This window comes from Mesorhizobium sp. M0184 (genome assembly GCF_040322215.1).
GTDB lineage: Bacteria > Pseudomonadota > Alphaproteobacteria > Rhizobiales > Rhizobiaceae > Mesorhizobium.
Window position 1 is genome coordinate 60,684 of record NZ_JAMYSZ010000029.1, and the last position, 26,369, is coordinate 87,052.

Sequence of the window (26,369 nt, forward strand, 5' to 3'; positions counted from 1 at the left end):
GCTCCGACGGAACGGGAGAATGCGCCAAGCGCTCTCCCGATCCGTTCGAAGATTGCGAATTGAGCGATTGGAGAGCCTAATGGCGGTCGTGGAAGACAACGCAGCACCTCCAGCCGAACTGAAGGCGACCGACCGCTTCGGCATGACGTCGAAGCGGGCCGCCGGCGCCGACGAACGGCTGGCCAGCACCGGCAAGCTGACCCAGTGGCTGCGCCGGCCGGAAGCCGGTGCCGCCGGTGGGCTGCTTGCGACGATCATCATCTTTGCGCTGCTGCCGGGCGCGGCAAACCTCTATTCGCTGCAGGGATCGATGACATTCCTGACGCTGTCGGCGGAGCTCGGCATCGTCGCCACCGCGGCAGCACTCCTCATCATCGCCGGCGAGTTCGATCTTTCGGTCGGCTCCATGGTCGGCTTTGCCGGTGTCGTCATCGGGCTGACGGTGAAGTACTGGGGCCTGCCGCTATGGGGTGGCATCGCCTGTGCCTTCGCCGTTGCCATCCTCACCGGCTATCTCAACGGCCTGATCGTGGTGAAGACGCGCCTGCCCTCCTTCATCGTCACGCTCGCGACGCTCTATATCCTGCGCGGATTGTCGATCGGCATCACCCGCGCCGTCACCGGCCGCACGCAGATCCCCTACATCCTCGAAGGGGCGCCGGACCCGGCGACGGCTGGCCTGTTCAACGGCCATCTGCTCACCGGCCTGTTCCGCTGGATGGGCGCGCAAGGCTGGATCGCCACCCGCAGCGACGGCATTCCCTTCGTCGCCGGCATTCCGATGTCGATCGTCTGGTGGCTCGGCCTGACGGCGCTGGCCGGCTACGTGCTTACCCAGACGAAATACGGCAACTGGATCTTCGCCACCGGCGGCGACCTGATCGCAGCCCGCAACGTCGGCGTGCCGGTCGATCGCGTCAAGATCAGCCTGTTCGTCTACACCGCCTGCGCGGCGACGCTGCTTGCCACCATCCAGGTGATGGAGGCGGGCTCCGCCGACACCACGCGCGGCCTGCTCAAGGAATTCGAGGCGATCATCGCCGCCGTCATCGGCGGCGTGCTACTCACCGGCGGTTACGGCACCGTCTATGGCGTGCTGTTCGGCGCGCTGATCTTCGGGCTGGTGCAGATGGGCATCTTCTACACCGGCATCGACACCGACTGGTTCAAGGTCTTCCTCGGCATCGTCATCCTGATGGCCGTGCTGGTCAACAACTACATCAGGCTGAAGGCGCTCGGCCGCGGAGGTGGCAAATGACCCAACCGGCCCAAATGACGGAACCCGCGATGGAACTGCGCGGCGTCAGCGTCAATTTCGGCTCGGTGCGCGCCCTCCAGAACATCGACATCAAAGTCTATCCGGGCGAGGTCCACTGCCTGCTCGGCGATAACGGCGCCGGCAAGTCGACGCTGATCAAGGTTTTGTCCGGCGTCTATCGGCCGAGCAAGGGCGAAATCCTGGTCGACGGCAAGCCGGTCACCTTCCGCAGCCCGCGCGACGCGCAGGAGCTCGGCGTGGCAACGGTGTTCCAGGACCTCGGCATGATCTCGCTGATGTCGATCACCCGTAACTTCTTCCTCGGCCGCGAGCCGACCAAAAGCAGCCTGCCCTTCTCGCGCATCGACAAGGAGCGCGCCAACACCATCGCCAGGCAGGCGATGGCCGATATCGGTATCGACGTGCGCGATCCGACGCAAGCCGTCGGCACGCTGTCGGGCGGCGAGCGCCAGTCGGTGGCGATCGCCCGCGCCGTGCATTTTGGCGCGCGCGTGCTGATCCTCGACGAGCCGACTTCCGCACTCGGCGTCCACCAGGCGGCGATGGTGCTGAAGTTCATCATCGAAGCGCGCATGCGGGGTTTGGCCGTGATCTTCATCAGCCACAACATCCACCATGCCTATCCGGTCGGCGACACCTTCACGCTGCTCAACCGCGGCCGCAATCGCGGCACCTACGCCAAGTCCGAGATTTCGCGCGACGAGGTCATCTCGATCATGTCGGGCGGCGAGGACCTGAAGGCGGTCGAGGCGGAGATTGCCGGCCTGCTCGCCCAGATCGGCAACCGGCCGCCTGCGGCGCCTTGAGCTGACAATCGGACATTGCGGGGAATAATCCAATGAGCAGGTTACGCGTCGGGGTCGTCGGCGCCGGCATGATCTCGCAGGTCGAGCATATCCCCAATCTGCTGCGCCTCGGTGAATTGTTCGAGCTGGTCGGGGTCGCCGATCCCTCGAGGATTTCGCGGCAGTTCGTCACCGACACCCATGGCATTGCCAATTTCGAAACGATCGACCAGCTCCTCGACCAACACCTCGACGCGGTGGTGATCGGCTCGCCGGACCCGCTGCATCACGAACAGGTGCTGGCGGCGCTGGCGCGCGGCCTGCATGTCTTTTGCGAAAAGCCGCTCTGCTATTCGCTGGCGGAAATCGCCGAGATCATCGCCGCGCGCGATGCCGCCAGGAAAATCGTTCAGGTCGGCTATATGAAGCGCTTCGACCCGAGCTACCGGCTGGCGCTCGCTTCGCTGCCTGGAACATCGAGCACGCTGCGCGCGGTCTCGGTGGAGGTAAACGATCCCGACGCCTGGCCGTTCATCGCCCATCAGCCCTACAGGCGCGGTACCGATATCCCAAAAGACATGGTCGCCACTGTCGCCGCCAAGCAGAAGCGCCAGGTCGAAGAGGCCGTCGGCGTGCATCTGACCGATCTCGCTTTCCGTGGATTTACCGGCGCTTACAGCTCGGCCTTGATTCACGATGTCAATGCCGTCCATGGCCTGCTCGATGCGCTCGGCGTGCCGGACGGCGAGGTCGTCGGCGCGCAGATCTTTGCCAATGGCGACGGCGGCCAGGGCGCCGTCAAGTTGCTGGACGGGCAGGCGCTGTGGACCATGACGCATCTCACCGTGCCCAAGCTCGCCGACTACAAGGAGCGGATCACGCTGTTCTTCGACGATGCCAGCCTCGAGCTCGAATTCCCCTCGCCCTGGCTCAACCATCATCCGACCCGGCTGACGGTGACGACCTCGGACGGTCACACGCTGTCGAAGAAAGATTTGCGTGCCGGTTACGCCGAAGCCTTCGTCGAAGAGATGCGTGGCTTCTGGGCAGCGATCGTCAGTGGCGATGCCGTCGTCAACCCACCCGAACACGCCGCCCGCGACCAGGCGCTGCTGATCGGGCTGACCCGGCGGCATCTCGCGACCGCACCCTTCGATTGAGCGCTAAAACCCTGATGCCGAACGGCCGTTACCTGGACTTGATGACGCTGTCGGTATTGGCCAGCAGCTTGCGCACCGCATTGCGCGCCGCGTCCGGCCGCTGCAGCCGGATGCTCTTCTCGATTGCCTCATGCAGCCTCTGCGCATGCTGCAAATCGTCCAGTTCGCGCGTCGTAAAAGCGAACAGATGATCGAATGCCGATTCGATCAGCACACCGAGCGGCACCAGCAGATCGTTGCCCGAGGCCCGCAGGATGGCGAGGTGAAAACGCGTGTCGGCACGGGTCCGCTCCTGCAGGTTCGTCGCCTCGCCCATCTCGCGGCAGGCCTGGCTGATCTCGGCCATCTGCTCGTCGGTGCGCCGCATCGCGGCAAAGGCGCTAGCCTCCGGCTCGATGATGTGGCGGAATTCCTGCACGGTCCTGAGGAACACCTCGCGGTCCGGCGAGGTCGCATACCAGGCCAGCACGTCGCGATCGAGCAGGTTCCAGCGTTCCTTCGGCTCGACCCAGCTGCCGATCTTCGGGCGTGACGCCAGCAGGCTCTTCGCCATCAGCATTTTTATGGCTTCGCGGACCGCCGAGCGGCTGACGTCGAAGGTCTCGGACCATTTGGCCTCGTTGGGCAGGATGGTTCCCGGCGGATAGTCGCCGCGCACGATTCTCAGCCCGATTTCGTTGGCCAGCGACGCGTGCACGCTCGACCCCGGCATGCGCGCCGCATCGGCCCGGCGAATACCGCTCGTGCGCTCGGCAGACGCCTCGGCCGCTGTCTTTCCCTTATTCGGCTTCGCGTCCCGCATAGCTCCACAAAGTCCGGATTTGGAGGCGTGTCAAGGAGATGAAATCGACGGCAGTGTCTCAGTTTGAATTTCCGCATCCGTCCCCTTGCGGACACCGCGCTTTGCCGAGCGTTCAGGCCGGAGAGGTATGAACGACTTCTCTTTGTTCCGACTGAATTCCTCGATCAGGAAATCAAGGAAGACGCGGATTTTCGGGGCAAGATGTTGCCGTGCCGGATAGACCGCATACAGTGTGGTTTCGACCTTGTTCCAGTCATCCAGAGCCGATTGCAGCCGGCCTGCTTTCAGGTCGCTCTCGACATAGGGATAGGGGATCAGACTGACGCCGAAGCCGGCGCGCAACGCATCGCGCACAGCAAGGCTTGAGGAGACCGAATATCGTCCGTCGATGGCGATCCGCTCGGTGCGGCCGTCCTTGCGGAACTCCCATATGTCCGCATGCCCCGAAAGGCTGAACCGGATGCAATTAGCCATCTTCAAGTCGGAAGGCGTTTTAGGCCGACCATGCTGCTCAAAATAAACCGGAGCTGCGCAAAGCACATGCGGCATGACCGCAAGCGTTCTCGCGACCAGGCTGGAATCCTCAAGATTGTCGCTGCCGCGAACGGCAAGGTCAAATCCCTCCCGCACGATATCGACGCGCCTGTCATCAAGGTGCAGATCGAGTTTCAAATCGGGATAGCGCGATAGAAACTCGGGAATGGCAGCCGAAAGCCGTGTCAACGTGACAGTCATCGGCGCGCTGACCCGCAACGTGCCGCTCGGCGCCGTCTTGATCGGACCGAGGACCTGGTCGGCCCTGGCCAGCGCATCGAGCCCATGCGTGACATGCTCCAGATAAATCCTGCCTTCTTCGGTCAGGGCCATGCGCCGCGTCGTCCGGTTGATGAGCCGCACGGCCAGATGCGCCTCCAACTCGGCGATGTTCTTGCTGATGGCGGGGGGAGAGAGACCGAGCCGCCGTCCGGCTTCGGCAAAGCTGTTCAGTTCCGCAACATGGCGGAAAACCTGCAACGCAGTCAGGCGATCCATCGCACTATTCTCTTTCAGTAAACAATGTCTTTCAATTGTTGCATATTATCCCTCGTTGGTAAATTCTATATCTGCTTCCCGAACGGCTTACTCAGGTTCGGAATGACATGATGACCAACCCCACAATCTCCCTTATCGAGCGACGCATGTCGGCCAATCGGTTCGATGCCTCGCACGCATTGACGGATACCGAGGTCGAGGAACTGGCACGTCTCGCAACGCGCGCGCCAACCGCCTACAACCTTCAGAATTGGCGGTTCATCGCCGTGCGGACGCCGGAAGCAAAGGCGCGGTTGCGCAGCCTCGCCCATGGCCAGACCAAGGTGCAGGAGGCAGCCGTCACCTTCATCATATGCGGCGTACTGCCCGACCACGCTGCCCTTACCGCAAGGCTGCTTCCTTTCGTGGAAGCCGGCTTCATGCCGGCGGATATGGCTTCGGGCTGGCAGGAAGGCGCCCACGAACAATATGCCGATCCTCGGGCAGCCCGTGATGAAGCCGTGCGCTCGGCAGCGCTTGGCGCTGCAACGCTGATTTTTGCGGCCGAAGCGCTGGGCCTCGTCTCCGGTCCGATGGCCGGCTTCGATGCCGAAGGCGTGGCACGCGAGTTTGGCCTTGGGCCGAATGAAGTGCCGGTGATGCTCGTCGCAGTCGGCCGCGCCGCGCCCGGAAACTGGCCGCAAAAGCCTCGCCGCCCTCTTGCCGAAGTTCTGGAGATCTTATGACAACGCGCCGTTTCGATCTGTTGCTTACAGCGACAGCACCCGCAATATGGGGCAGTACCTATATCGTCACCACCGAGTTCCTGCCGAATTTTTCGCCGATGACGGTCGCAATGCTGCGTGCCTTGCCCGCCGGATTGCTGCTGCTCGCGATCGTCCGGCAACTGCCAACGGGCATCTGGTGGCTACGCAGTTGCGTGCTCGGAGCCCTCAACATCTCGATCTTCCTGAGCATGTTGTTTGTCGCCGCCTACCGGCTTCCGGGCGGGGTCGCCGCGACCGTGCTGTCGGTCCAGCCGTTGATGGTGATTTTCCTTGCCGCTGCCCTGCTTGACAGCCCTGTCCGTCGGTTGGCGATCGTCGCCGCCCTTGTCGGGATCGCAGGTGTCGCATTGCTGGTGCTGACCCCGAATGCGGCGCTCGATGCGGTCGGCGTTGCCGCCGGCCTCGCCGGGGCGGCCTCCATGGCCTTCGGAAGCGTATTGGCCCGTAAGTGGCAACCGCCAGTATCGCTGCTTACCTTCACGGCATGGCAACTGACCGCCGGCGGTCTGCTGCTCGTTCCAGTGGCTCTGCTTTTCGAGCCTTCCATCCCGCTCCCGACCGGCGCCAACCTGCTTGGACTGGCGTGGCTCGGGCTGATCGGTGCGGCGCTGACCTATGTCCTCTGGTTCCGGGGCATTGCGCGACTGGAATCCGCAGTGGTGTCATCGCTGCTTTTCCTCAGCCCGGTGACCGCCGTGCTGCTTGGATGGGTATTCCTGGATCAGACGCTGACCTTGCCTCAGATCGCCGGCGTCGTTTTCGTCATCGGCAGCATCTGGCTGGCTCAACGCCCCAAGCGCAACGAGTCCTGAGCCTAATGCATGTCGCGCAAAAGTGCGGCCTTATGTAGCAAAACACCAAGGATTTGGCTGATGTTTAGAATATCAGTCTATCTCTTTGTCGTAATTTTTGGCTTTGGCACCCCATCGCATCAAATTTCTGCTCCATGCTGCTCCGGGGCGAAAAGCGAATCCCATCTGCCGTTTCTTTCCAAGAGGGTCCTCATAATCTATCCTGCCAACAATGGGCGGAAAGTCGCGGAAGAACGTGCCTCTATTGTCGGCTGTTAAATGGAAGCTGCCACAATGAGCCTCGACAAGAGTCGGGTCTATCGCGACAAGGGATGGGTCTATGGCCATACTCCCGAAATTCTCATTCAGAAAAATCGACTCCCCTCGGCTGAGTTCGTGCCATCCTTCGCTACGGCCATGGCCGCCCATCTGGATGTCAGTAGAATTCTCTACTCCAATGTAAAAGCCAGTGATAATCGCCGGCATCTCGCCAATGTTTTTAACCTCAACTGTCGTTTGGATGCGCGTCCATCTAGGGCCTTCACCCTCTTCGAACATCTTCAGGGGATATCTCGATTCGTCGAGATATGGACCGCCAACCTTAACGCTAAGCCATGGCTTGAAACTGGACTCGAACTGACGAATGGCGAACGCGTTCGCGGCATTAGAGGCGTTGACAGAGGCGACGTTAGCGGCTCTGGCGACCTCAACTGCCTCGAAGGCAGCGTCGGCACTTCGCTTGGCTTCTTCAAATTGCTTGTTGAACCGATCGGCTTCGGCGGCCGCCCCCGCTTCTTCGTGTTCGATGACTTTGTGGGCAGCGACCGCCGCGCTTTGGGCGGCGAAGGCGGCCCAGCCGGTGAAGATCAGGCTAACAACAAGCGCGGCGAATTCGAGCGCGGTAATTCTAATCGATATTCGGGAAAGCCTATTGCTTTCCTCGACGGCCTGCACGGCCGCCCATTGCGCGCAGAGATCAGCGTCATCCCCATTCTTTGGGTCATTGCAATTGGGATGATAGGGTTTGGCAGTTATCGGGGGTTCTTCGCCAGAGATTGGCGGGGTTCGGTCTCTGGCTGGCTGGTATTCATAGTCGGGATAGCTTTGCAGCTCGGTGTGATTGAGTTGCTGATATCCGGCGTAACCTAGGCATAAAAGCGCTATTCCAGCGAGACCCGCAAGGATGATGCGCCAATAGCCTCTAAACATTGTAGGAAGAACGCCGCACTGAATCCCCCCGGCTGATCTTGTTGTTCAGGTTACGCTCCGTTTCGTGAATGTCCATAGTCGCCAGCTTTCGGCGAACTGGGCATAGGTCACCCCTTCGCTTCAACTCAGACTTCAAAAGGTTCTTGGCCCTCGTCTCGTATTCGACGGTTGCCGGGTCGTCCTTACGGGCCATGACGTCGCCTCAAAAATTATCATCGTATTTGATGATATAATCCCTGATATTTGGCGATACAGCCCCGCATATACGGTGAGTAATATCCCCGGATATGATGACAATAGCCCAGCACTTCCTCCTTTCCGCCGAAAGCCGCTCCCTCTCCCTCAAAGAAATTTACAAGGGTGGCGAGGAAAAGACTTACGACACGTTCAAGGGCCTTCGCTGGTCTTCGACGCAAGGTGAGCCTGTTTGCCCGAAATGCGGATGCCTGGATCACTACGGCATTTCGACCCGTCGCAAGTTCAAGTGCGACGCTTGCGGTGCGCAGTTCTCCGTCACGTCCGGCACGATCTTCGCTTCGCGTAAGCTGGCGTTTGTCGATTTGTTGGCCGCGATCTGCCTGTTCGTCAAGGCACCAGGCATGTCGGCAGTCCAGTTCGCCCGCGATCTGGACGTGCAGTACAAAACCGCCTTCGTGCTGGCGCACAAGCTGCGCGAAGCCCTGTCGGCTGAAACCAAGAACGAAACCCTTGAAGGCGAAGTCGAGATCGACGGCGCGTTTTTCGGCGGCGTCGTGCGCCCTGAGAACCGCGTGGAGGACAGCAACGACCGCCGCAAAAGGAAAACCAGTCAGACCGCCGCCGCGTTGTCATCGCCCTGCGCGAGCGCGCTGAACGTACCTTGACGTTCATCCGTCATCGCGAAGCCGAAGGCGTGGACATTGCCCGCGCTCGTATGCTGGCCGGTACCAAGCTGTTCGCGGACGAGGCCAGCCATTGGCACGCGCTAGAGGCGGATTACGCTTCGACCGCATCAACCACTTGGAAAGCGGCGGCCACGGCAAGCATACCAACATGGTGGGGTAGCTATTTCAGCCGCCTTCGCCGGATGGTCGCTGGCCAGCATCACCACGTTTCGCACCGCTACCTCTATCAGTACGCCAATCACGCCGCATGGTTTGAAGATCACCGTCGCCGGTCAAATGGCGGCAACGCTTACGTCCTGCTCGGCGGCGCGCTCAATAATTCGGTGAGCCGCGTTTGGGCGGGATACTGGCAGCGCTCGAATCGAGCTTAACGCCTCTTATTGCGCTTAGCTCTGTCGCCCCTATCCTTTGGAACAATGTAGACTTGGTGTTCAGGGTCCCACCAAAGCACCCGCATTATGTGCCCGCTTTGGATGCACCAGACCCGATTAGCACCACTTAGGCGAAATGACATCAAGTCATCAACATCATCTTGCTTGATCTCTGAAAGACGATCTCGGGCGGATTTTTCTAAGCGATAGGTTTCGATTGGATGAGACCCGCCATCGATGATTTGCTGCCACGACTTCGTTTCGAACTCATGCAGCTTTTCGATGACCTCTTTGAATTTTTCGAGAGGCGCAAGCGCGCTCCATGCAAAAGGCCCGGCTGGGTCCGAACTACTAAAACGCCATGCCAATGGATGCTCGCCGCCGCCAATAACCGCCAGACCTTCGCGGAATTGACGCATTGCCGGATCGGCTCGACAAGCGACACGTCCCAGCCCTTCGCCTGCACGATGCGGCGCGCCGTCTCTTTGTTCGTCGCGCTGCCTTCCGCTTCATTCATCAGTATCAGCCGGTACAGTTCGCCCCTGCCAAATCGGTTTGGCTTTCGCTTCAATGCCGGTATCAGCGCCGGGTCCGCCCTGATAGCCCAAGGATGAGCAGTACAGCAATGTGGTGAAGCTGGTGGGCCAGGCCCGCTCCATTGAAGCGGATTGCGCCGGAAATCTCCGCCCGCTTTGCGACCGGCGTGTTTATCGCGTGCTCGTATCGGGTGGAGCGGACAATGGGGACAACTCTCGGCATTCCCGGATTCTAGGGGAACGGGCTACCGCGTGCTTGGTCTATGTTGGTGCTTTTGCTCCATAGACCGCAAAAATGTGCAGCGGTTTTGCGATAGCGACATGCATCAAAACAAGAACCTAAAGCGCGTCGCATGCGGCCGGTCGAACGCGACGCGCTTAGGCCACCGGCTTGTGTCGGCGGATCGTTCGGCACTATGGTCAAGCGGCGGAGGGTCTGCCGATGCCACAACGCCCCTATGATGAGCGCCTGCTCCGTCAGGCGTTCGAAGTCGCGCGCAAGGCCCGCGATGCTGGCGACCATCCCTTTGGTTCGCTGCTCGCCGACAAGGACGGCAATGTGTTGCGCGAGCAGCCCAACGGTTACAAAGCCGGCGGCGGCGACCGCACCGCTCATGCCGAAAGGCTGCTGGCCTCATGGGCGGGGATGAATGTCAATCTCGAAAAGCTGGCCTCCTGCACCCTCTACACGTCGGCCGAACCTTGCGCGATGTGCTCCGGCACAATCTATTGGGCGGGCATTGGACGGGTCGTCTTTGGGCAGAGCGAACACGACCTCAAGCGGGTAACGGGTGCACATGTCGAGAATCCCACACTCGACCTGCCCTGCAGGATCGTCTTCGAAGCCGGGCAGCGTCCGACTGAAGTCGTCGGCCCGCTGCTTGCCGATGAAGCGGCGCAACTCCAGGCCGAATTCTGGAAAGACAAGTAGCTCGAGTTTGCCGCGCGCGGCAAACACGTGAGCCTGGCCTCATGACCAGCAATTCGGGGCTGGCCCAGTGCCGGTTCCGCGTCAGCTGCCCCCGTCAGCTCGTCTTGACGTATTTCCGCCAGCTGTGCTCCGGCCGGAAGCCGAGCATGTCGCGTGCCTTGCGGTTGGAGAGCAGCGTCTCGTATTCGCCAAGTTCGGCCTTGACCGGCACATCGGGATAAAACCGCTTCAGCAGTTCGGCTGTCGGCAGGTCGGACGAGGTGTCGTCGTTGGCGGCGTTGAACACCTGATAGCCGAGCCCGTCCTTCTCGATGGCGCGTAGCGTGATCTGGCCGAGGTCGCGCGCGTCGATATAGCTCCAGGCGATGCGCTTGCGGAAACCCGGATCGGCGAACCATTTCGGAAACCGCGAATATTCATGCGGCTCGATGACGTTGCCGATGCGCAAGGCATAGATGTCGAAGCCGCTGCGTAGCGCAAAGGCGCGCGCGGTCTTCTCGTTGACGACCTTGGACAGCGCGTAGCTGTCCATCGGATCGACGTCGTACGCCTCGTCGAGCGGGAAATGGGTGGGATCGCGCGGTTCGTTGGCGAAGACCAGGCCGTAGGTCGTTTCGCTGGAGGCGATCACCACCTTGCGGATGCCGAGCTTCACCGCAGCCTCGATGACGTTGTAGGTGCCGAGCGCGTTGATGCGGAACACCTCATTGTCGGGCGTGATCATGATGCGCGGGATCGCCGCGAAATGCACGACCGCATCGACCGGCTGCGAGCGCAGCGAAGGGTCGAATTCATGCAGGCCCATATAGCTCGACAGCGCATTGAACACCTGCCCGCTGTCGGTGATGTCGGTGATCAGCGTGCGCACCTTGGGATTGTCGAGCGGCTTGGTGTCGATGTTGAGCACCTGGCAGCCCTGCTCGACCAGATACTGCACGACATGGCGCCCGGCCTTGCCGCTGCCGCCGGTGAACATGATCCGCTTTGTCATTTTGCTCTCCCTGGAATTCATGTGTATTGTCAGACAATATCGAACTCTGCAATCGCCTGCCATGGCATGCGGCAAAAACCCGCTTCAACAATTCGCCGGCAATGTGCAGCGCCGTCATCCATCACTGCAAATAGGACGAAACGACATGAACACGACCGCCGCGAGCGAAAAGATCGGCTTCATCGGGCTTGGCCTGATGGGGCATGGGATCGCGAAGAACATCGTCGACAAGGGTTATCCGCTGACGTTTCTCGGCCGCAAGAACCGCAAGCCGGCGGAAGACCTGCTCGGCCGCGGCGCCAGGGAAGCGGCAACCTCGCGCGACGTCGCGGCGGCATCCGATATCGTCTTCATCTGCGTCACCGGCTCGCGCGAGGTCGAAGCCATCATTCGCGGCCCAGGCGGTCTCAAGGAAGGCCTGAAGCCGGGATCGGTTGTCGTCGATTGCTCGACCTCTGATCCCGTTTCGACGGTGGCGCTGGCCGCCGAGCTCAAGGCGCTCGGCGTCGATTATGTCGATGCCCCGCTCAGCCGCACCCCGAAGGAGGCTTGGGAAGGCACGCTCGATGCCATGGTTGGCGCGCCCGACGCGGTCTTTGCCCGGCTGAAGCCGGTGCTCGAAACCTGGGCCGGGCGTATCGTCCATATCGGCGATACCGGCGACGGCCATCGCATGAAGCTGCTCAACAATTTCATCTCGCTCGGCTACGCCGCGATCTATTCCGAGGCGCTGGCGCTGGCGCAGAAGGTTGGCATCTCGCCGCCGCGCTTCGACAGCGTCATCCGCAACGGCCGCATGGATTGCGGCTTCTACCAGACCTTCATGCGCTGGACGCTGGAAGGCGACCGCGACGCACACAAATTCACCATCGCCAACGCCTTCAAGGACCTCACCTATCTCGAATCGATGGCGGGTGCTGCCGGCATCGCCAACCCGCTCGGCAACGCCACCAAGAACGCCTTCGCCGGCGCCTTTGCCACCGGCCCCGCCGATCAATACGTGCCGATGCTGGCCACGCATATCGGCAAGGTCAACGGTGTCGACCTGATGCCCACCAAGGATGGCAAAAAGCAGACGATCTGAGAACGTTGGGATTAACGCCTGGGAGTGTCGCAACTGCAAACGTTCGCTGCCGACCAGCTACATCCGCCAATCTCCAACGCTGGCGATTAGCATATGACACCACACCTTCGTCATCCCAGGGCGGAGCAGGAGCGAAGCGACGTCGCGCAGACCCTGGGATGACGAAGGGAGGGTTTCGGCTAATCTCCTAAATTTGCGATTTGCGACTGACGGGAATGATCGACCTTCGTTGCTGGTTGACCCGACTTACACGCAGTTGGCCGAGAAACGATCGAATCAGCGCCGAAACCGGCCGATAACGTCGTCGGTATTGGCGAGAAGTCTGTGCACCAAAGCACGCGCACTTCCGATCGGAAGAAGCCAGAAACAAAAAACCCGCCTCGGGAGGCGGGTCGTTGGAGCCAATTAGCACCATACCAAAATTAGTAGCATAGCTGCCGGCACAAAGCAAGAACAAAATACGCCCCCGGTCGCACAAAGCTCAACGGTGTCGACGTCATGCCGGCCAAGGATGCGAAAAATGCAGACGATCTAAGCGCATGGGCAATGCGCACGGCGCACTATTTTTCAATCAACGCCAGCGCCGCCCCTCATCGCCCTGCCGGGCACTTCTCCCCGTATAGTGACGGGGAGAAGGACGCTTTCGCTGATGATTTCGCCAACTATTTCCATTGCAAAGAGTGTGCCAAGATCGCGGCCAGCCCCTTCTCCCCGTCACTATACGGGGAGAAGGTGGCGGCAGCCGGATGAGGGGCGGCGCCGGACTTTGCGTTATAAATCACCGCCGCGACCGGCCGATGACATCGTCGGTGTTGGCAAGAAGCCTGTGCACCGCGGCGCGGGCTGCGGCGGGCCGCTGCAGGCGGATGTTCTTCTCGATCGCCTCGTGCAGTGCCTGCGCCCGCCGCTGATCGCTGGTCTCGCGGGTGACGAACTGGAACAAATGGTCGAGCGCCGATTCGATCAGCACGCCGAGCGGCACCAGCAGATCGTTGCCCGAGGCGCGCAGGATGGCGAGGTGAAACCGCGTGTCGGCGCGCGTGCGCTCCTGCAGATTGGTCGCCTCGCCCATCTCGCGGCAGGCCTGGCTGATCTCGGCCATCTGCTCGTCGGTGCGCCGCATCGCGGCAAAGGCGCTGGCCTCCGGCTCGATGATGTGGCGGAACTCCTGCACGGTCCTCAGGAACACCTCGCGGTCCGGCGAGGTCGCGTACCAGGCCAGCACGTCGCGATCGAGCAGGTTCCAGCGTTCCTTCGGCTCGACCCAGCTGCCGATTTTCGGGCGTGACGCCAGCAGGCTCTTCGCCATCAGCATTTTTATGGCTTCGCGCACCGCCGAGCGGCTGACGTCGAAGGTCTCCGACCATTTGGCTTCGTTGGGCAGGATGGTTCCCGGCGGATAATCGCCGCGCACGATCCTCAGCCCGATTTCGTTGGCCAGCGACGCATGCACGCTCGAGCCGGGAAAGTGTGCTGCGTCGGCACGCCGAACGCCGGCCGGCCGCCCAGGCTCTGCCTTGAATTTGGCGGGTCGCTTTTTTGATGTCGCGTCCGGCATTGGTATTCCCCGGCAGCTGCTTGTCGAAAGCCTGAACTCAGGGCACAACAAAGCAGCGGCCTACGCTCCAAAGCAGCGTCGCCTCGTGCGTTTTGTATGGACAGTGCGAACGGAGCGCCCGTCGAAGGGCGCCCCGAAATTGCCGACCTACTTTTGGATGCAGGTGTCGACGGTATCCTTGGTGCATTCGTCGAGGCCGGTGAACACCGGATCGGCGACCGGCTTGCCGTCGACCAGGTCGATCATCACCGAGGGCGCCTTGTAGCCCATCTCGAACGGCCGCTGGCCAACCAGCGCGGTCACCAGCCCGTCACGAGCAATCGCCACCTCGTCGCCGATCGTGTCGGCGGCGCCAATGACGAAGGCGTTGCTGGCGATCTTGTCGGCCATCGGCTTGAACAGGTCGCGGTAGGGCTGCGGAGCACCGAACAGCGGCCAGCCGCCCATGATACCGAAGGCGTCGAGATCGGGATTGGCGGCGAGGATGTCGGTCATCGCCTGCACGCCCTTGGCGCCGTCGTCATTGGTGAACACCGGACAGCCGGCAACTTCCGTCCAGCCGCCTTCGCCCGCCAGCGCCGCGAGGCCGTCCTTGCCCGACAGCGCGTCACGCATGCCCTGCGCGCGGCGCAGGATGTTGTCGGCGGCCGGATTGCCTTCGATGGTGCAGATCTTGCCGCCATTCGGCTTGGCCTTCTTGATGTATTCGCCGATCTTGTGACCCATCAGGTAATTGTCGGTGCCGAGATAGGTCTTGCGCAGCGCCGCATCTTCCTTGCTGAGGTCGGCGTCGAGGGTCATGATCGGGATCGACGGATTGGCACTTTTGATCGTCTGCGCGATCAGCGGCGCGTTCGATGGCGAAATCGCCATTGCCACCGTATCGGGCTTGCTCAGCATGTCCTGGACGATCTGGGCTTCACCGGCCTCATCCGAGGTCGATGCCGGTCCGGTGTAGAAGCACTCATATTCCGAGCTGGCGTTTTCCTTGTTCCACTTCTCGCAACCCTGGTGGATGGCCTCGAAGAATGGATTGTCCAGACCCTTCACCACGATGACGAGCTGTTTCTTGGCCATAGCCGGCCCGGCACCCAACGCCATGACGGCGGCGGCAGCGAGCAATAGTGATTTCCTCATGTCAGTCCTCCCTTTGAAACAAACGGACACGGCGTGCCCGCCACACACAGACCGACCCGGAGCAAGATGACAGAGGACGTCGCACTCGTGTCGCCAAGCCAGGTCGATAAGCATTTTCATATTCAGTCTCAGACCGGCACCGACAGATATCGCTGGTTACCAAATCCCTGACCGACAAACCCTCACCGATTCCTCCCGGCAACCCCGGGGGATCGGCGCAAGCTCCTCCGACACTTAGCTAATATCGCCTTGTCACCGACGTCAATGCTATTTGTCCTACAAAACTGATTTTTCGAAAGAAGCCGTGGTTGACGCCAAGAAGGCTTATGCGTAAATGGGCGAAATCGCTGCTTCCGGGAGGAACTGGGGAGAGCGAAAGGCCGCGGCAGAACCGCAGGCCGCAAAGCACGGGGAGGCAAGAAGGCTGGTGGCGGTTCTCGAACTCACCAACATCTCGAAGCATTTTGGCGCCATCCAGGCGGTCAACGACGTTTCGTTGTCGATCGAGGCCGGACAGGTTGTCGGCCTGATGGGCGACAACGGCGCCGGCAAGTCGACGCTGGTCAAGATGATCGCCGGCAATTTCCCGCCGAGCCATGGCACGATGCAGATGGACGGCAAGGAGCTGATCCTGCACAAGCCAGTCGAGGCGCGCCAGCACGGCATCGAAATCGTCCATCAGGACCTGGCACTGTGCAACAATCTGACGGCCGCCGCCAACGTCTATCTCGGCCGTGAATTGCGCCGCGGCCTCGGGCCGCTTCGCATCCTCGACTATGCCGCGATGTACAAGCGTGCCGGCCAGATCTTCGCCGAGCTGAAATCCGAAACGCGCCCGCGCGACCTGGTCAAGCAAATGTCGGGCGGCCAGCGGCAGGCGGTGGCGATCGCCCGTACCATGCTTTCGCAGGCCAAGATCGTGCTGATGGACGAGCCGACGGCGGCGATCTCGGTGCGCCAGGTCGCCGAGGTGCTGAACCTGATCCGCCATTTGCGCGACCAGGGCATCGCCGTCGTGCTGATCAGCCACCGCATGCCCGACGTTTTTGACGTCGCCGACCGCGTCATCGTCATGCGGCGCGGCCGCAAGGTCGCCGACAAGACGATCGCATCGAGTTCGCCGGAAGAAGTCACCGGGCTCATCACCGGCGCCATCGAACAGGTATGATTGACGCCTCAACCATGAGTAAAAAAGGTCGATAATGGCAGTCACCCTTGATCAGACGATTGCGCACAAGCAGCACACCTTGCTGAGCAAGGTGTTTGCCAGCCAGACCTTCTGGGTGGTGATCGCGGTCATCCTCGCCTGCCTGTTCCTGTCGGTGGCCACGGATTCCTTTGCCACGACCAAGAACCTCTACAACATCACCCGCAACGTCACCTTCGTCGCCATCGTGGCGCTCGGCATGACCTTCGTCATCATCACCGGCGGTATCGACCTGTCGGTCGGCTCGGTGCTTTGCCTGTGCTCGATGGTGCTGGCCGTGACCATGCATGCCGGCTACGGCATCGAGATCGGCATTGGCGCTGCGATCGCGACAGCGCTGATCATCGGCGCCTTCAACGGGGTTCTGATCGCCTATCTCGGCTTCCCGCCCTTCGTGGTGACGCTCGGCATGCTGTCGATTGCGCGCAGCCTAGCCATGGTCGCCTCCAACAACACCGTCGTCTTCCAGTTCGGGCCGGATCACGACAAGCTGCTGGCGCTGGGCGGCGGCGCCTGGGTGTTCGGCATCGCCAATCCGGTGCTTTACATGATCGTGCTGGCGTTGATCACCGGCTTTGTGCTGCGCTGGACGAAATTCGGCCGCCACATCTTCGCCATCGGCGGCAACGAGCATGCGGCAACGCTGACCGGCGTTCCGGTGCGCCAGATCAAGGTCGTCGTCTACATGATCTCGGCACTGGCGGCGGGCCTTGCCGGCATCATCCAGACCGGCTGGCTGGGCGCGGTCACCACCAATCTCGGCAACGGCATGGAGCTTCAGGTGATCGCCGCCACCGTCATCGGTGGCGCCAACCTGGCCGGCGGCATGGGCACAGCCTTCGGCGCGGTCGTCGGCGCGGCGCTGATCGAGGTCATCCGCAACAGCCTCGGCCTGCTCGGCATCAATGCCTTCTGGCAAGGCGTGTTCATCGGCGGCGCCATCCTACTGGCGGTCCTGTTCGACCGCATCCGCAATTTCAGGCGCAACGACTGACGTTCAAGCGCAGCCTCCCCCTTCTCCCCTTGTGGGAGAAGGTGTCGCCGAAGGCGACGGATGAGGGGTGCTCCAGCTTGGCATCGCCTCATTTCTTCCAACACCCCTCAACCGTCTCGGCGCTAGCGCGCCGATCCACCTTCTCCCACAGGGGGAGAAGGGGACGCGCTCCTATCGCCGGGTCTGAAAATCCGCGGTGCGGCGCATGGCCGGCGCCCGGACGTGCACATCCGTCTTGACGCAAGCCCAAACTGCGCCGCACAATCGCTCGCAGCAGGCGAAGGGAGGCCAGTCGCCTGCGGGAGGATATACCCATGACGGAAGCGATCAGGCTCTATTGGGGCCGGTTCGGACATGTTTCTGTCCTGAACGTCGCCAGCGACTTCGTCACCCATGCCCATGTCGAGGCGCATATCATCATCTGGCTGGAAGGCACGGCCGGCGAGATGACCATCGGCCGCGAGACGGTGCGGCTTGGACCGGGCACCGCCGCCGGCATCAATTCCTTCCAGCCTCACAGCCACGCTCTGTCCCGCGACGGCACGCCCGGCCTGTTCCTCGCCTTTTACATCGATCCGGACTGGGCACGGAAACGCCGCGAGCTGCCTTCCGCCGCGCCGCTGTTCTCCGCCCCGGCAATCACGCTCGAGCCTTGGCTGCACAAGGCAGCGGCCAACCTTCTCGATCATCTCAGCGACAATGAGAGCATCGACGACATCGCCAACTACGAGATCGAGCGCTTCATCGACAGCGTACTCGACGCCGCCGATGCCTCCGCACCGCAGACGGTGCGCGCCCGCGTCAACACCATGCAGGATTTCCGCGTCCGCAAGGCGATCCAGCTGATGAAAGCCAATGTCTGCGAGCGTATCTGCTTCGACGACGTGGCGCGCAGCGTCGGCCTGTCGCGGCCGCATTTCTTCGCCCTGTTCAAGGAACAGACCAATCTGACGCCCAACGTCTATTGGAACACGCTGCGCATGGAGGAAGCGGTGCGGCAGTTACAGTGGTCGCAGGAGCCGCTGATCTCGGTCGCCTGCAATCTCGGCTTCACCACGCAAGGCAATTTCTCGCGCTTCTTCCGCGACCATGTCGGCGTCCCGCCGACGCTTTACCGCGAGGCGGCGCGGGCGATCAGCTGAGCGCCCGTTTTTTCAGACTATTTGATAGGCGTTCAAGACGCATTGATAAGCGCTGCCGAGCCTGCCGCCCTACCCTCCCAGGCAGCTGATTTGCAAGGGAACGATCATATGGCGAAAGTCACCATCTCCAGCGTCATCGACGCACCGGTCGAAAAGGTCTGGGCGCGCATACGCGACTTCAACGGCCTGCCGACCTGGCACCCGCGCATGGTCGAAAGCCATATCGAAGACGGCAAGGATGCCGGCACGATCGGCTGCGTGCGCAATTTCCAGCTCGCCAGTGGCGCCCGCCTGCGCGAAAAGCTGCTCGATTTCTCCGACGAGAATTTCCTCGTCAGCTACGCCATCTTGGAGACGCCGCAGCCGCTGACCAATCACAAGTCGACGCTGCAGTTGCGGCGGGTGACGGACGGCGACCGCACCTATGCCGAATGGACCGCCAGCTTCGACGCCGCTCCCGAGGAAGCCGATAAATTGGCCGAAGGCATGGGCGCCAATGTTTTCCAGGGCGGGTTCAACGCCCTGAAGAACCACTTTGCCGACCAGAGTTGAATGACGGACTAAGCCCGAAAAAGGGAGCGTTCCATGGCGCTTGCACTGCAGACTTTCGCGACGGTGAAGGACGCCAGCGCGGCGCTGAAAGCCGGCGGCACCCACTATCTCGGTGGTGGCACGCTGGTCGTGCGCGCCGTCAATGAAGGCGACGTGTCGATCTCCGGTTTCGTCAGGTCGACCGACCCGGCGTTGTCGGCCATCACCGTCTCCGGCGGCACGGTCCGCATCGGCGCCTCGGTGACCATGGCGGCGATCGCCCGCCATCCGGATCTCGCCCCGCTGGCCCACGCCGCGCGCGCCGTCGGCGGCCCGGCGATCCGCAACATGGCGAGCGTCGGCGGCAATCTCTTCGCGCCAGCGCCTTACGGCGATTTCACCGTTGTACTGCTGGCTCTGGACGCAACCGTCAGCACCGGTGACGGCGAGCTGCCGATTGAGACATTCCTGGCAAAGCGCGAGAGCAATGACGCCATCGTCACCGCGGTCGGCTTCACGCTTCCGACCGAAGGCGGCTTTCGCTTCCTGAAAGTGTCGCGGGTCAAGCCAAAGGGCGTCTCGGTGCTGAGCATCGCGACCGTACTGGAGCACGCACCGGACGGCACCGTGTCGTCAGCGCGGATCGCGCTCGGCTGCATGGCCGACCGGCCGATCCGTGCCAGGGCGGCCGAGAAGGCCCTGATTGGCCGGGAACTCACGAGCGAGGGCATCGCACCGGCACTGGCTGTTGCCCGCGACGGCACTTCGCCGCGAACCGATCCGATCGCCAGTGCCTGGTATCGCAACGAAGTCCTGCCGGTCCATCTCGGCCGGCTGCTGCTCGCCTGAAAGACCGTGGCGCGTATGTCCGCCTGGCTGCGGCGCAAGGAGTAAAAAGATGGCAAAGGTCCCGGTTCAGTTCACGCTCAATGGTGCCGAAAAGGCCGAATTCATCGACAGCGGCACAACGCTGCTTCATGCGCTGCGCGACAAGATCGGCGACACCTCGCCGAAGGGCGGCTGCCATCAAGGCGCCTGCGGCGCGTGCTCGGTCATCATCGACGGCGAGCTCAGGCTGTCCTGCCTGACGCTGGCCGAGACCTGCAACGGCGCAACCGTCACCACCACCTCGGGACTGGCGGAAGGCGGCGTGCTGCATCCGCTGCAACGCGCTTTCCTCGACGCCTTCGCGACCCAATGCGGTTTCTGCACGCCGGGCATGATCATGGCCGCCAAGGTGCTGCTCGACCAAACCCCGAACCCCAGCCGCGAGGATGTGGTCGAGGCACTGTCCGGCAATATCTGCCGCTGCACCGGTTACGAACCGATCATCCAGGCGGTGCTGGGCGCTGCGCGCTCCAATTCGCAGAACGCGGCTTGAGGGGAGTTAAGAAAATGGAACTCCGCAAGAGCTATTTCGCCGACCAGCGCAAGGACGATCTGCACGAGATCGGCCAGCCGCGGCCGCGTTCGGATTCGCCCGGCCATGTCACCGGCAAGACCGCCTATTTCGCCGACCGCAATTTTCCCGGCATGCTGCACCTGAAGATGGTGCGCAGCCCGCATCATCACGCCCGCATCCGCAGCATCGATACGTCAGAGGCGGAAAAGCACCCCGGCGTCGTCAAGGTGCTGACCGCCAAGGATGTGCCGCACAATGTCTACACCATCCTGATCCTGATCCAGATCGGGCCGGAGGACGAGACGGTGCTGGCCGACGGCAAGGTGCGCTGGAAGGGCGAGGCCGTGGTGGCGGTGCTGGCCGAGACCGAGCGCGCCGCGCAGCAAGCCGCCGCCAAGGTCAAGGTCGATTACGAGGTGCTGCCGGCCGTCTTCGACATGGACGAAGCGCTGAAGCCCGGCGCGCCGATCGTCAACGAATATCACGGCCGGAATTATTACCTCTACGACAGCGGCGAATGCCGCAAGGTGCGCTTCGGCGATGTCGAGGCAGGCTTTACAGGAGCCGACCACGTGCTCGAACAGACCTACCAGTCTTCACCGATCGAGCATGCGCCGACCGAAACGACCGGCTGCATCGTCGCGCCGGAGGGCAACGACCGCTTCACCTGCTACACCAACACGCAGGCGATGTTCTTCACTCTCGATAACGCCTCGATCATCCTGCAGATGCCCGGCAACAAGCTGCATTTCGTCGGCGGCACTGTCGGCGGCGGCTTTGGCGGCAAGGTCGACGTCATCGTCGAGCCGATCGCCATCCTTGGCGCCAAAATAACAGGACGACCGGTCTGTTTTATCTACAGCCGCGAGGAAGAGATGCAGATTTCCTCGCCGCGCGCCGCCGAGAAAGTCGTCATCAAGGACGGCGTCATGAACGACGGCCGCATCGTCGCGCGCAAAGTGACCGGCTACACCGACGCCGGCGCCTACTCGCGCCATTCGCCCTACGGCGCGCAGAAGGGCGCCGGCCATTATCCCGGCCCGTATACGATCCCGAATGTCTGGATCGACACCTACTGCGTCTACACCAACCGCACCCCGTCCTCTGCAATGCGTGGCTTCGGCGTGACGATTGGCGATTTCGCGCTAGAGGTACAGATGGACAAGCTCGCCCGGCTGATCGGCATGGACCCGCTCGAATTCCGTTTCATCAACGCCTATCGCGATGGCGACATGAAAGCACATCGGCAGCCGACCGAGGGTGCTGCACTGATCGAGTGCATGCAGGAAGCCTCGCGCGCCGCCAACTGGCCGGTAGCGGAAAAATTCATGGCGATGTCGTCTTACGCGAAGGGAGTTTGAGATGGCCATCAGGCACGGACGCGGCGTTGCCGCGATCAATTATCCGACCGGCATGAATCTCGGCGGCGACCCGACGCAGGCGCTGGTCCATTCGACGCCGACCGGCAATTTCATGGTGACGCTGTCGAGCGTCGATCTCGGCCAGGGCATGAAGCAGATCATGGCGCAGATCTGCGCCGAGACGATCGGCGTGCCGACCGACCGCGTCGTCGTCGACACCGCCGACACCGACACCGGCCCGCACTGCATGGGCACCTTCGCCTCGCGCGGCACACACCGGGCCGGCAACGCCGTCATCCAGGCGGCCAGGGAAGCCCGCCAGGTGATGCTGGAAGTAGCGGCCGAGGAGCTGGAGGTCAATGCGTCCGACCTCGAGACCGACGGCCAGGGCAACATCCTGGTCAAGGGCGCGCCACAAAAATCGATCTCGATCTTCGATGTCGCGCTGTCGGCGCATTTCAAGCGCGGCCGCTCGATTTCCGGCCGCGGCATGTTTTTGATCCCGCGCTCCTATCCGGAGAAAGAGACCGGCGCGATGAAGCCCTCGACCTGCTACGCGCACGCCTGCACGGTGGCCGAGGTCGAAGTCGACGACGAGACCGGCGAGGTCACTGTCCTGACGGTGAAGAACGTATTTGAGATCGGCCGTGCGCTGAACCCGAAAATGGTTGAACAGCAGCTCGTCGGCGGTTCATGGATGGGCATCAGCCATGCTCTCTACGAAACGACCGAGCCCTATTATCCCAACCGCGACCATGGCGGCACCGACTTCAACCAATATCTGATGCCGGGTCCTGGCGATCTCGCGCAAACCGAGATCATCGTGCTGGAACGGCCCTCGGCCGACGGGCCGTATGGCGCCAAGGGGTCGGGCGAAATGTGCGCCAACCCGCAGATCCCGGCGGTCGCCAACGCCGTATTCGACGCGGTCGGTGTGCGCATCGATACGCTGCCGATCACGCCGGAGCGCATCCTGCGGGCGCTGAAGGCGCAAGCATCGAACTGAGTGCTGGAAATGCCCAAGAGAAGTGCCGAGACAGTCGCGACCTCGCCGGAGGCGGTGGCGTCCCGCCTCGCCGCCTCGCACTATCTCGCCGATGAGAGCCTGGCCACCGCAATCTTCCTGGCGATCCGGCTGGGCAAGCCGCTGCTGCTCGAAGGCGCACCGGGCGTCGGCAAGACAGAGGCCGCCAAAGCGATAGCCGAGGTGCTCGGGCGCGATCTGGTTCGGCTGCAATGCTATGAGGGCATCGACGCCGCGCATGCGCTCTACGAGTGGAACTACCAGCGCCAGTTGCTCGCCATCCGCCATGCCGGCGAGCACGAGGTCGACATCTATGACGACCGTTTCCTGATCGCGCGGCCGCTGCTGCAGGTGCTGAAGGCACCGGAAAAACGCGTGCTGCTGGTCGACGAAATCGACCGGTCCGACCATGAATTCGAAGCGCTGCTCTTAGAATTCCTGTCCGACTTCCAGATCAGCATTCCCGAGCGCGGTACCATTCGCGCGACGGCGCAGCCGATCGTCATCCTGACCTCGAACCGCACCCGCGAACTGGCCGAAGCGCTGCGGCGACGCTGCGTTTATCACTGGATCACCTATCCCGACGCCGCGCGCGAGGCCGAGATCATCATGCTGCGCGCCGGCGATGTCGCCGAGGCCACGGCCCGCGCCGTCGCTGCTGCCGTGCGCGACATTCGCGCGCGTCCGCTGGCCAAGCCACCAGGCATCGCCGAGGCGGTCGAGTGGGCCAATGCCGCGACCATCCTCGAAAAGGGCGGCAGTCGGTGGCCGGAAGCGTTTCGCCGCGCCATCGGCGTGCTGATCAAGGACGAGGAGGATCTATCGTGCATCGCGCCGGAACTCGGCAAGATTGTCGAGGGGGCGCTGGCGTGAGCCGGGAACTCGGCAATCCCCTCCTCCCGTCCATTCCGCAACGTTGGCGGGACAGCACCCCCCTCTGTCCTGCCCTCTTTGCCACCACTTGGCATCTCCCCCTCAAGGGGGGAGATCAGATGTCATCCCGGCTTTCGCTAAGCTCCAACATTGCAGGGCTGAGCGGAGCGTCGAAGCTGCCAATCTCCCCCCTTGAGGGGGAGATGTCCGGTAGGACAGAGGGGGGCGCGAAGGAATGATGCGGGGAGAAAGCTTGCCGCGCGCCGCAACCCCAATGCTCGGCTTCGGCCGGCTGCTCCGCCGCTATGGCTTTGCTGTCGCGCCGGAGCAGGTATCAGACTTCATGCAGGCCGTAACCCTGCTCGGTCCCCGTTCGATGGCCGACATCCACGAGGCGGCCCTTGCCACGCTGGCGCCGCCGCCCGACCGCCGCGACGAATTCGAGGCGCATTTTCAGAGCCATTTCTATGGGGACGCCGCGGCGCTGGTCGAAGGCGAGGCCGACGAGGAAACCCGCATCAAGGACGATAGCGGAACGAGCCAAGAGGGAATCGAAGTGATCCGCCAGGAGGAAGGCGGCGAACTGTCTTCGGCGAGCGAACAGTTGAGCGTCCGCGAGTTCCATCGCGATAGCGACGGGCTTGCCGCCTTCCGCCGCAAGCTCGCCACCGCGTTGCCCGCCCGCCGCTCCTTCCGCACCGTGCGCACGAATGCCCGCGGCAAGCTCGACCTGCGCCGCTCGCTGCGCGAAATCGTCAGTGCCGAGGGCGATATCCCCTCGCCGCTGCTGCGCCGGCGGCAGACAGTGCCGCGCAAGCTTCTCATGCTGATCGACGTGTCCGGCTCGATGAAGCTCTACACATCGGACTATCTCAAGCTGGCACACGCGGCGGTGCAAGGCGCCGACCGGGCGGAGGTCTTCACTTTCGGCACACGGCTGACCCGTATCACCTCGCCGCTGCGCATTCGCGACCGCAATCAGGCGCTGGCCCGCGCCGCTGCCCAGGTCGACGACTGGGACGGCGGCACCCGCATGGGACCGACGCTGCTCGCGTTTCTATCGGTGCCGCGCTTCTCCGCCTTTGCGCGCGGGGCGGCGATCATCATCCTGTCGGATGCGCTGGAGCGCGGCGATCATGCCGAGCTGGAGACGGCGATGCGCCGGCTGAGCGCCCGCGCCTTTCGGCTTTCGCTGGCGACGCCGCTGGCCGGCGACCCGCGCTTCCGGCCGGCAACGGCAGCACTTCGCGCCATCCTGCCGATGCTCGACGACCTCGTCGACGGCTCGTCGATCGCCGGCCTCACCGATTTCATCCTGTCGCTCGCCCGCCCAGCTCCGGCGGCCGCGGCAATCTGGACGAGGGTTTTGTGATGCAAAAGGCGATCGACGCGCATTTCCACATCTGGCGCCGAGAGGACCAGCCCTGGCTGCGCGGGCCGATGGTGCCGCGCATCTTCGGTCCATACGAGCCGATCCGCCGTGACTATCCGATCGAGGAATTCCTCGCCGACCAGCAAGGTTCGGGTGTCGAGAAGGCGGTCTATGTGCAGACCAACTGGGCGAAGGAGGATTTCGAAAGAGAGGTCGCCTTCCTGCAGAAGACCGCGGAAGAAACCGGCTGGCCGCACGCTATCGTCGGCTATGCCGACATGACCGTGGACGACGTGCGTTCCCAGATCGACCGGCTGATCAAATACCCTCTGCTGCGCGGCGTGCGCATGCAGCTGCACTGGCACGGAACGCCGGCCTTCCGCTTCGCCGCCTCGGCCGATCAGGTCATCGACCCCAAGGTGCGGGCCAATGTCGCGCGGCTGAAGGATTACGGCCTGTCCTTCGACCTGCAGCTTTTCCCCGCCCAGATGAAGGACGGGCTGACGCTCGTCGGCGACAACTCCGAGACGAATTTCATTCTCACCCACGCCGGCATGCTGACCGACATGGAGCCGGAGACCACCGAGGCGTGGAAGTCCGGCCTGCGCACGCTGTCAGCGGCGCCCAACCTCTATGCAAAGCTGTCCGGCCTCGGCACCTTCGTCCACCGCAACGACCCGGCGCTGATCGCCTATATCGTCGACAACGCCATCGACATCCTCGGCAGCGACCACCTGATGTTCGGCTCGAACTTCCCGATCGAGAAGCTGTGGACCAGCCATTCCGAGCTGATCAAGGCGCACCGGGAGGCGGTGGCGAAACACGGCGCGGCCGCCGAGGCCGATATTTTCTGGAACACGGCGGAGCGCGTTTACAGGCCGGCGTGAGACGCGCAGACCTCCCCTTCTCCCCCCTGTTTGGACTGGGGACATCGCGAACAGATGTGCGAGGACATCGCGAACAGTTTTGCGCTTTTGCGCGAGGGGTTCGGGATGCCATTCGAGGACAGAAGCGTGATGAAGCAGAAGCTAGAGTTTGTGAGGCTGGCGTCGGCGAAAGGAGCGAATGTAAGCGTGCTGTGCCAGCGCTTCGGTATCGGCCGGACCTGTGGCCACAAGCTGCTTTCGCGCTATCGGATCGAGGGGG

28 protein-coding genes and 1 pseudogene are annotated in these 26,369 nt (G+C 62.5%); 22 read left to right on the forward strand and 7 right to left on the reverse strand.

Going from position 1 to position 26,369, the window contains the following annotated elements:
- Nucleotides 1-142: 142 nt before the first annotated feature.
- Genes NKJ23_RS27140 through NKJ23_RS27150 form a run of 3 tightly spaced genes read left to right on the forward strand, consistent with a single transcriptional unit; the run spans nt 143 to nt 3,224 of the window.
- Entirely contained in the window at nt 143-1,258 is a 1,116-nt protein-coding gene (locus tag NKJ23_RS27140; protein WP_352683633.1) for an ABC transporter permease, read from the forward strand.
- Between the two features lie 14 nt (nt 1,259-1,272).
- Nucleotides 1,273-2,085, forward strand: a complete 813-nt coding sequence (locus NKJ23_RS27145; RefSeq protein WP_352647081.1) for an ATP-binding cassette domain-containing protein — start codon at nt 1,273-1,275, stop codon at nt 2,083-2,085.
- Nucleotides 2,086-2,117: 32 nt separating this feature from the next.
- Nucleotides 2,118-3,224 carry a Gfo/Idh/MocA family protein gene (locus NKJ23_RS27150; RefSeq protein ID WP_352683597.1) on the forward strand — a complete coding sequence of 369 codons (1,107 nt, stop codon included), beginning with the start codon at nt 2,118-2,120 and terminating at the stop codon, nt 3,222-3,224.
- 28 nt (nt 3,225-3,252) lie between these two features.
- Here the strand turns inward: NKJ23_RS27150 and NKJ23_RS27155 are convergent, their stop codons facing one another.
- Both NKJ23_RS27155 and NKJ23_RS27160 read right to left on the reverse strand, forming a co-directional pair.
- Nucleotides 3,253-4,026, reverse strand: a complete 774-nt coding sequence (locus NKJ23_RS27155) for a FadR/GntR family transcriptional regulator (RefSeq protein WP_352531806.1) — start codon at nt 4,024-4,026, stop codon at nt 3,253-3,255.
- A gap of 30 nt (nt 4,027-4,056) precedes the next feature.
- The gene (locus NKJ23_RS27160; RefSeq protein WP_352531804.1) at nt 4,057-5,058 is read right to left on the reverse strand and encodes a LysR family transcriptional regulator; all 1,002 of its coding nucleotides are present in this window, start codon (nt 5,056-5,058) and stop codon (nt 4,057-4,059) included.
- Between the two features lie 110 nt (nt 5,059-5,168).
- Here NKJ23_RS27160 and NKJ23_RS27165 point away from each other — a divergent pair, with 110 nt between their 5' ends.
- The 3 genes from NKJ23_RS27165 to NKJ23_RS27175 all read left to right on the forward strand — a co-directional run bounded on the left by NKJ23_RS27165 (nt 5,169) and on the right by NKJ23_RS27175 (nt 7,765).
- The gene (locus NKJ23_RS27165; protein WP_352683600.1) at nt 5,169-5,783 is read left to right on the forward strand and encodes a nitroreductase family protein; all 615 of its coding nucleotides are present in this window, start codon (nt 5,169-5,171) and stop codon (nt 5,781-5,783) included.
- Entirely contained in the window at nt 5,780-6,637 is an 858-nt protein-coding gene (locus NKJ23_RS27170; RefSeq protein WP_352531800.1) for an EamA family transporter, read from the forward strand. Before NKJ23_RS27165 ends, NKJ23_RS27170 begins: the two co-directional genes overlap by 4 nt.
- A gap of 273 nt (nt 6,638-6,910) precedes the next feature.
- Nucleotides 6,911-7,765: a hypothetical protein gene (locus tag NKJ23_RS27175; RefSeq protein ID WP_352683603.1), complete on the forward strand. Its 855-nt coding sequence runs from the start codon at nt 6,911-6,913 to the stop codon at nt 7,763-7,765.
- Nucleotides 7,766-7,776: 11 nt separating this feature from the next.
- On the opposite strand, the pseudogene NKJ23_RS27180 reads toward NKJ23_RS27175, so the two are convergent.
- Nucleotides 7,777-8,018 (reverse strand): annotated as a pseudogene (locus NKJ23_RS27180) (DUF6471 domain-containing protein).
- A gap of 97 nt (nt 8,019-8,115) precedes the next feature.
- Here NKJ23_RS27180 and NKJ23_RS34735 point away from each other — a divergent pair.
- A complete protein-coding gene (locus NKJ23_RS34735) occupies nt 8,116-8,688 on the forward strand; it encodes a transposase (protein WP_502902571.1) in 573 nt (190 codons plus the stop codon).
- Nucleotides 8,661-9,080, forward strand: coding sequence for a transposase (locus tag NKJ23_RS34740; protein WP_502902572.1), 420 nt, complete (start codon nt 8,661-8,663; stop codon nt 9,078-9,080). The genes NKJ23_RS34735 and NKJ23_RS34740 overlap by 28 nt, the downstream gene beginning before the upstream one ends.
- Here the strand turns inward: NKJ23_RS34740 and NKJ23_RS27190 are convergent.
- On the reverse strand, nt 9,077-9,499 hold the full coding sequence (locus tag NKJ23_RS27190) for a hypothetical protein (protein WP_352683605.1): 423 nt from the start codon (nt 9,497-9,499) through the stop codon (nt 9,077-9,079). The two genes, NKJ23_RS34740 and NKJ23_RS27190, sit on opposite strands and share 4 nt — an antisense overlap.
- A 559-nt stretch (nt 9,500-10,058) precedes the next feature.
- On the opposite strand from NKJ23_RS27190, the gene NKJ23_RS27195 reads away from it, so the two are divergent.
- The gene (locus NKJ23_RS27195; protein WP_352683607.1) at nt 10,059-10,547 is read left to right on the forward strand and encodes a nucleoside deaminase; all 489 of its coding nucleotides are present in this window, start codon (nt 10,059-10,061) and stop codon (nt 10,545-10,547) included.
- A gap of 94 nt (nt 10,548-10,641) precedes the next feature.
- Here the strand turns inward: NKJ23_RS27195 and NKJ23_RS27200 are convergent, their stop codons facing one another.
- Nucleotides 10,642-11,538: an NAD-dependent epimerase/dehydratase family protein gene (locus NKJ23_RS27200; protein ID WP_352683609.1), complete on the reverse strand. Its 897-nt coding sequence runs from the start codon at nt 11,536-11,538 to the stop codon at nt 10,642-10,644.
- 145 nt (nt 11,539-11,683) lie between these two features.
- Here NKJ23_RS27200 and NKJ23_RS27205 point away from each other — a divergent pair, with 145 nt between their 5' ends.
- Both NKJ23_RS27205 and NKJ23_RS27210 read left to right on the forward strand, forming a co-directional pair.
- Complete coding sequence (locus NKJ23_RS27205; protein ID WP_352683611.1) at nt 11,684-12,622, forward strand: NAD(P)-dependent oxidoreductase; 939 nt, start codon at nt 11,684-11,686, stop codon at nt 12,620-12,622.
- A gap of 498 nt (nt 12,623-13,120) precedes the next feature.
- Nucleotides 13,121-13,372, forward strand: coding sequence for a hypothetical protein (locus NKJ23_RS27210; RefSeq protein WP_352683613.1), 252 nt, complete (start codon nt 13,121-13,123; stop codon nt 13,370-13,372).
- Between the two features lie 28 nt (nt 13,373-13,400).
- Here the strand turns inward: NKJ23_RS27210 and NKJ23_RS27215 are convergent, their stop codons facing one another.
- On the reverse strand, nt 13,401-14,180 hold the full coding sequence (locus NKJ23_RS27215; protein ID WP_352683615.1) for a FadR/GntR family transcriptional regulator: 780 nt from the start codon (nt 14,178-14,180) through the stop codon (nt 13,401-13,403).
- A gap of 147 nt (nt 14,181-14,327) precedes the next feature.
- Complete coding sequence (locus NKJ23_RS27220) at nt 14,328-15,317, reverse strand: sugar-binding protein (RefSeq protein ID WP_023675805.1); 990 nt, start codon at nt 15,315-15,317, stop codon at nt 14,328-14,330.
- 427 nt (nt 15,318-15,744) lie between these two features.
- Between NKJ23_RS27220 and NKJ23_RS27225 the strand changes: the two genes are divergently transcribed.
- The 11 genes from NKJ23_RS27225 (at nt 15,745) to NKJ23_RS27275 (ending at nt 26,110) form a co-directional block, all read left to right on the forward strand.
- Complete coding sequence (locus tag NKJ23_RS27225; protein ID WP_023675804.1) at nt 15,745-16,485, forward strand: ATP-binding cassette domain-containing protein; 741 nt, start codon at nt 15,745-15,747, stop codon at nt 16,483-16,485.
- A gap of 34 nt (nt 16,486-16,519) precedes the next feature.
- Entirely contained in the window at nt 16,520-17,518 is a 999-nt protein-coding gene (locus NKJ23_RS27230) for an ABC transporter permease (protein ID WP_254820532.1), read from the forward strand.
- Nucleotides 17,519-17,832: 314 nt separating this feature from the next.
- Nucleotides 17,833-18,660, forward strand: a complete 828-nt coding sequence (locus tag NKJ23_RS27235; RefSeq protein ID WP_352683617.1) for a helix-turn-helix domain-containing protein — start codon at nt 17,833-17,835, stop codon at nt 18,658-18,660.
- Between the two features lie 108 nt (nt 18,661-18,768).
- Complete coding sequence (locus NKJ23_RS27240; protein ID WP_352683619.1) at nt 18,769-19,212, forward strand: SRPBCC family protein; 444 nt, start codon at nt 18,769-18,771, stop codon at nt 19,210-19,212.
- 33 nt (nt 19,213-19,245) lie between these two features.
- Nucleotides 19,246-20,040, forward strand: a complete 795-nt coding sequence (locus tag NKJ23_RS27245) for an FAD binding domain-containing protein (protein ID WP_352683621.1) — start codon at nt 19,246-19,248, stop codon at nt 20,038-20,040.
- A gap of 49 nt (nt 20,041-20,089) precedes the next feature.
- Nucleotides 20,090-20,572, forward strand: coding sequence for a (2Fe-2S)-binding protein (locus tag NKJ23_RS27250; protein ID WP_352683622.1), 483 nt, complete (start codon nt 20,090-20,092; stop codon nt 20,570-20,572).
- A 14-nt stretch (nt 20,573-20,586) separates the two neighbouring features.
- Nucleotides 20,587-21,954: a xanthine dehydrogenase family protein molybdopterin-binding subunit gene (locus tag NKJ23_RS27255; RefSeq protein ID WP_352683624.1), complete on the forward strand. Its 1,368-nt coding sequence runs from the start codon at nt 20,587-20,589 to the stop codon at nt 21,952-21,954.
- Between the two features lies 1 nt (nt 21,955).
- Nucleotides 21,956-22,960 (forward strand): xanthine dehydrogenase family protein molybdopterin-binding subunit, encoded by a 1,005-nt coding sequence (locus tag NKJ23_RS27260; protein WP_352683625.1) that lies wholly within the window; start codon nt 21,956-21,958, stop codon nt 22,958-22,960.
- A gap of 9 nt (nt 22,961-22,969) precedes the next feature.
- The gene (locus tag NKJ23_RS27265) at nt 22,970-23,851 is read left to right on the forward strand and encodes an AAA family ATPase (RefSeq protein WP_352683627.1); all 882 of its coding nucleotides are present in this window, start codon (nt 22,970-22,972) and stop codon (nt 23,849-23,851) included.
- A 235-nt stretch (nt 23,852-24,086) separates the two neighbouring features.
- Complete coding sequence (locus NKJ23_RS27270) at nt 24,087-25,223, forward strand: vWA domain-containing protein (protein ID WP_352683629.1); 1,137 nt, start codon at nt 24,087-24,089, stop codon at nt 25,221-25,223.
- Nucleotides 25,223-26,110 (forward strand): amidohydrolase family protein, encoded by an 888-nt coding sequence (locus NKJ23_RS27275; protein WP_352683631.1) that lies wholly within the window; start codon nt 25,223-25,225, stop codon nt 26,108-26,110. The genes NKJ23_RS27270 and NKJ23_RS27275 overlap by 1 nt, the downstream gene beginning before the upstream one ends.
- Nucleotides 26,111-26,369: the final 259 nt, after the last annotated feature.

Excerpts from the sequence above, each read along its gene's own strand:
- NKJ23_RS27265 (WP_352683627.1), top strand. The coding sequence starts at position 22,970 with ATGCCCAAGAGAAGTGCCGAGACAGTCGCGACCTCGCCGGAGGCGGTG.
- NKJ23_RS27220 (WP_023675805.1), bottom strand. The coding sequence starts at position 15,317 with ATGAGGAAATCACTATTGCTCGCTGCCGCCGCCGTCATGGCGTTGGGT.
- NKJ23_RS27275 (WP_352683631.1), top strand. The coding sequence starts at position 25,223 with ATGCAAAAGGCGATCGACGCGCATTTCCACATCTGGCGCCGAGAGGAC.
- NKJ23_RS27165 (WP_352683600.1), top strand. The coding sequence starts at position 5,169 with ATGACCAACCCCACAATCTCCCTTATCGAGCGACGCATGTCGGCCAAT.
- NKJ23_RS27245 (WP_352683621.1), top strand. The coding sequence starts at position 19,246 with ATGGCGCTTGCACTGCAGACTTTCGCGACGGTGAAGGACGCCAGCGCG.
- NKJ23_RS27195 (WP_352683607.1), top strand. The coding sequence starts at position 10,059 with ATGCCACAACGCCCCTATGATGAGCGCCTGCTCCGTCAGGCGTTCGAA.
- NKJ23_RS27240 (WP_352683619.1), top strand. The coding sequence starts at position 18,769 with ATGGCGAAAGTCACCATCTCCAGCGTCATCGACGCACCGGTCGAAAAG.
- NKJ23_RS34735 (WP_502902571.1), top strand. The coding sequence starts at position 8,116 with ATGACAATAGCCCAGCACTTCCTCCTTTCCGCCGAAAGCCGCTCCCTC.
- NKJ23_RS27215 (WP_352683615.1), bottom strand. The coding sequence starts at position 14,180 with ATGCCGGACGCGACATCAAAAAAGCGACCCGCCAAATTCAAGGCAGAG.
- NKJ23_RS27145 (WP_352647081.1), top strand. The coding sequence starts at position 1,273 with ATGACGGAACCCGCGATGGAACTGCGCGGCGTCAGCGTCAATTTCGGC.
- NKJ23_RS27205 (WP_352683611.1), top strand. The coding sequence starts at position 11,684 with ATGAACACGACCGCCGCGAGCGAAAAGATCGGCTTCATCGGGCTTGGC.
- NKJ23_RS27200 (WP_352683609.1), bottom strand. The coding sequence starts at position 11,538 with ATGACAAAGCGGATCATGTTCACCGGCGGCAGCGGCAAGGCCGGGCGC.
- NKJ23_RS27140 (WP_352683633.1), top strand. The coding sequence starts at position 143 with ATGACGTCGAAGCGGGCCGCCGGCGCCGACGAACGGCTGGCCAGCACC.
- NKJ23_RS27190 (WP_352683605.1), bottom strand. The coding sequence starts at position 9,499 with ATGCGTCAATTCCGCGAAGGTCTGGCGGTTATTGGCGGCGGCGAGCAT.
- NKJ23_RS27155 (WP_352531806.1), bottom strand. The coding sequence starts at position 4,026 with ATGCGGGACGCGAAGCCGAATAAGGGAAAGACAGCGGCCGAGGCGTCT.
- NKJ23_RS27235 (WP_352683617.1), top strand. The coding sequence starts at position 17,833 with ATGACGGAAGCGATCAGGCTCTATTGGGGCCGGTTCGGACATGTTTCT.
- NKJ23_RS27250 (WP_352683622.1), top strand. The coding sequence starts at position 20,090 with ATGGCAAAGGTCCCGGTTCAGTTCACGCTCAATGGTGCCGAAAAGGCC.
- NKJ23_RS27150 (WP_352683597.1), top strand. The coding sequence starts at position 2,118 with ATGAGCAGGTTACGCGTCGGGGTCGTCGGCGCCGGCATGATCTCGCAG.
- NKJ23_RS27260 (WP_352683625.1), top strand. The coding sequence starts at position 21,956 with ATGGCCATCAGGCACGGACGCGGCGTTGCCGCGATCAATTATCCGACC.
- NKJ23_RS27210 (WP_352683613.1), top strand. The coding sequence starts at position 13,121 with ATGCCGGCCAAGGATGCGAAAAATGCAGACGATCTAAGCGCATGGGCA.
- NKJ23_RS27160 (WP_352531804.1), bottom strand. The coding sequence starts at position 5,058 with ATGGATCGCCTGACTGCGTTGCAGGTTTTCCGCCATGTTGCGGAACTG.
- NKJ23_RS27170 (WP_352531800.1), top strand. The coding sequence starts at position 5,780 with ATGACAACGCGCCGTTTCGATCTGTTGCTTACAGCGACAGCACCCGCA.
- NKJ23_RS27230 (WP_254820532.1), top strand. The coding sequence starts at position 16,520 with ATGGCAGTCACCCTTGATCAGACGATTGCGCACAAGCAGCACACCTTG.
- NKJ23_RS27270 (WP_352683629.1), top strand. The coding sequence starts at position 24,087 with ATGATGCGGGGAGAAAGCTTGCCGCGCGCCGCAACCCCAATGCTCGGC.
- NKJ23_RS27175 (WP_352683603.1), top strand. The coding sequence starts at position 6,911 with ATGAGCCTCGACAAGAGTCGGGTCTATCGCGACAAGGGATGGGTCTAT.
- NKJ23_RS27255 (WP_352683624.1), top strand. The coding sequence starts at position 20,587 with ATGGAACTCCGCAAGAGCTATTTCGCCGACCAGCGCAAGGACGATCTG.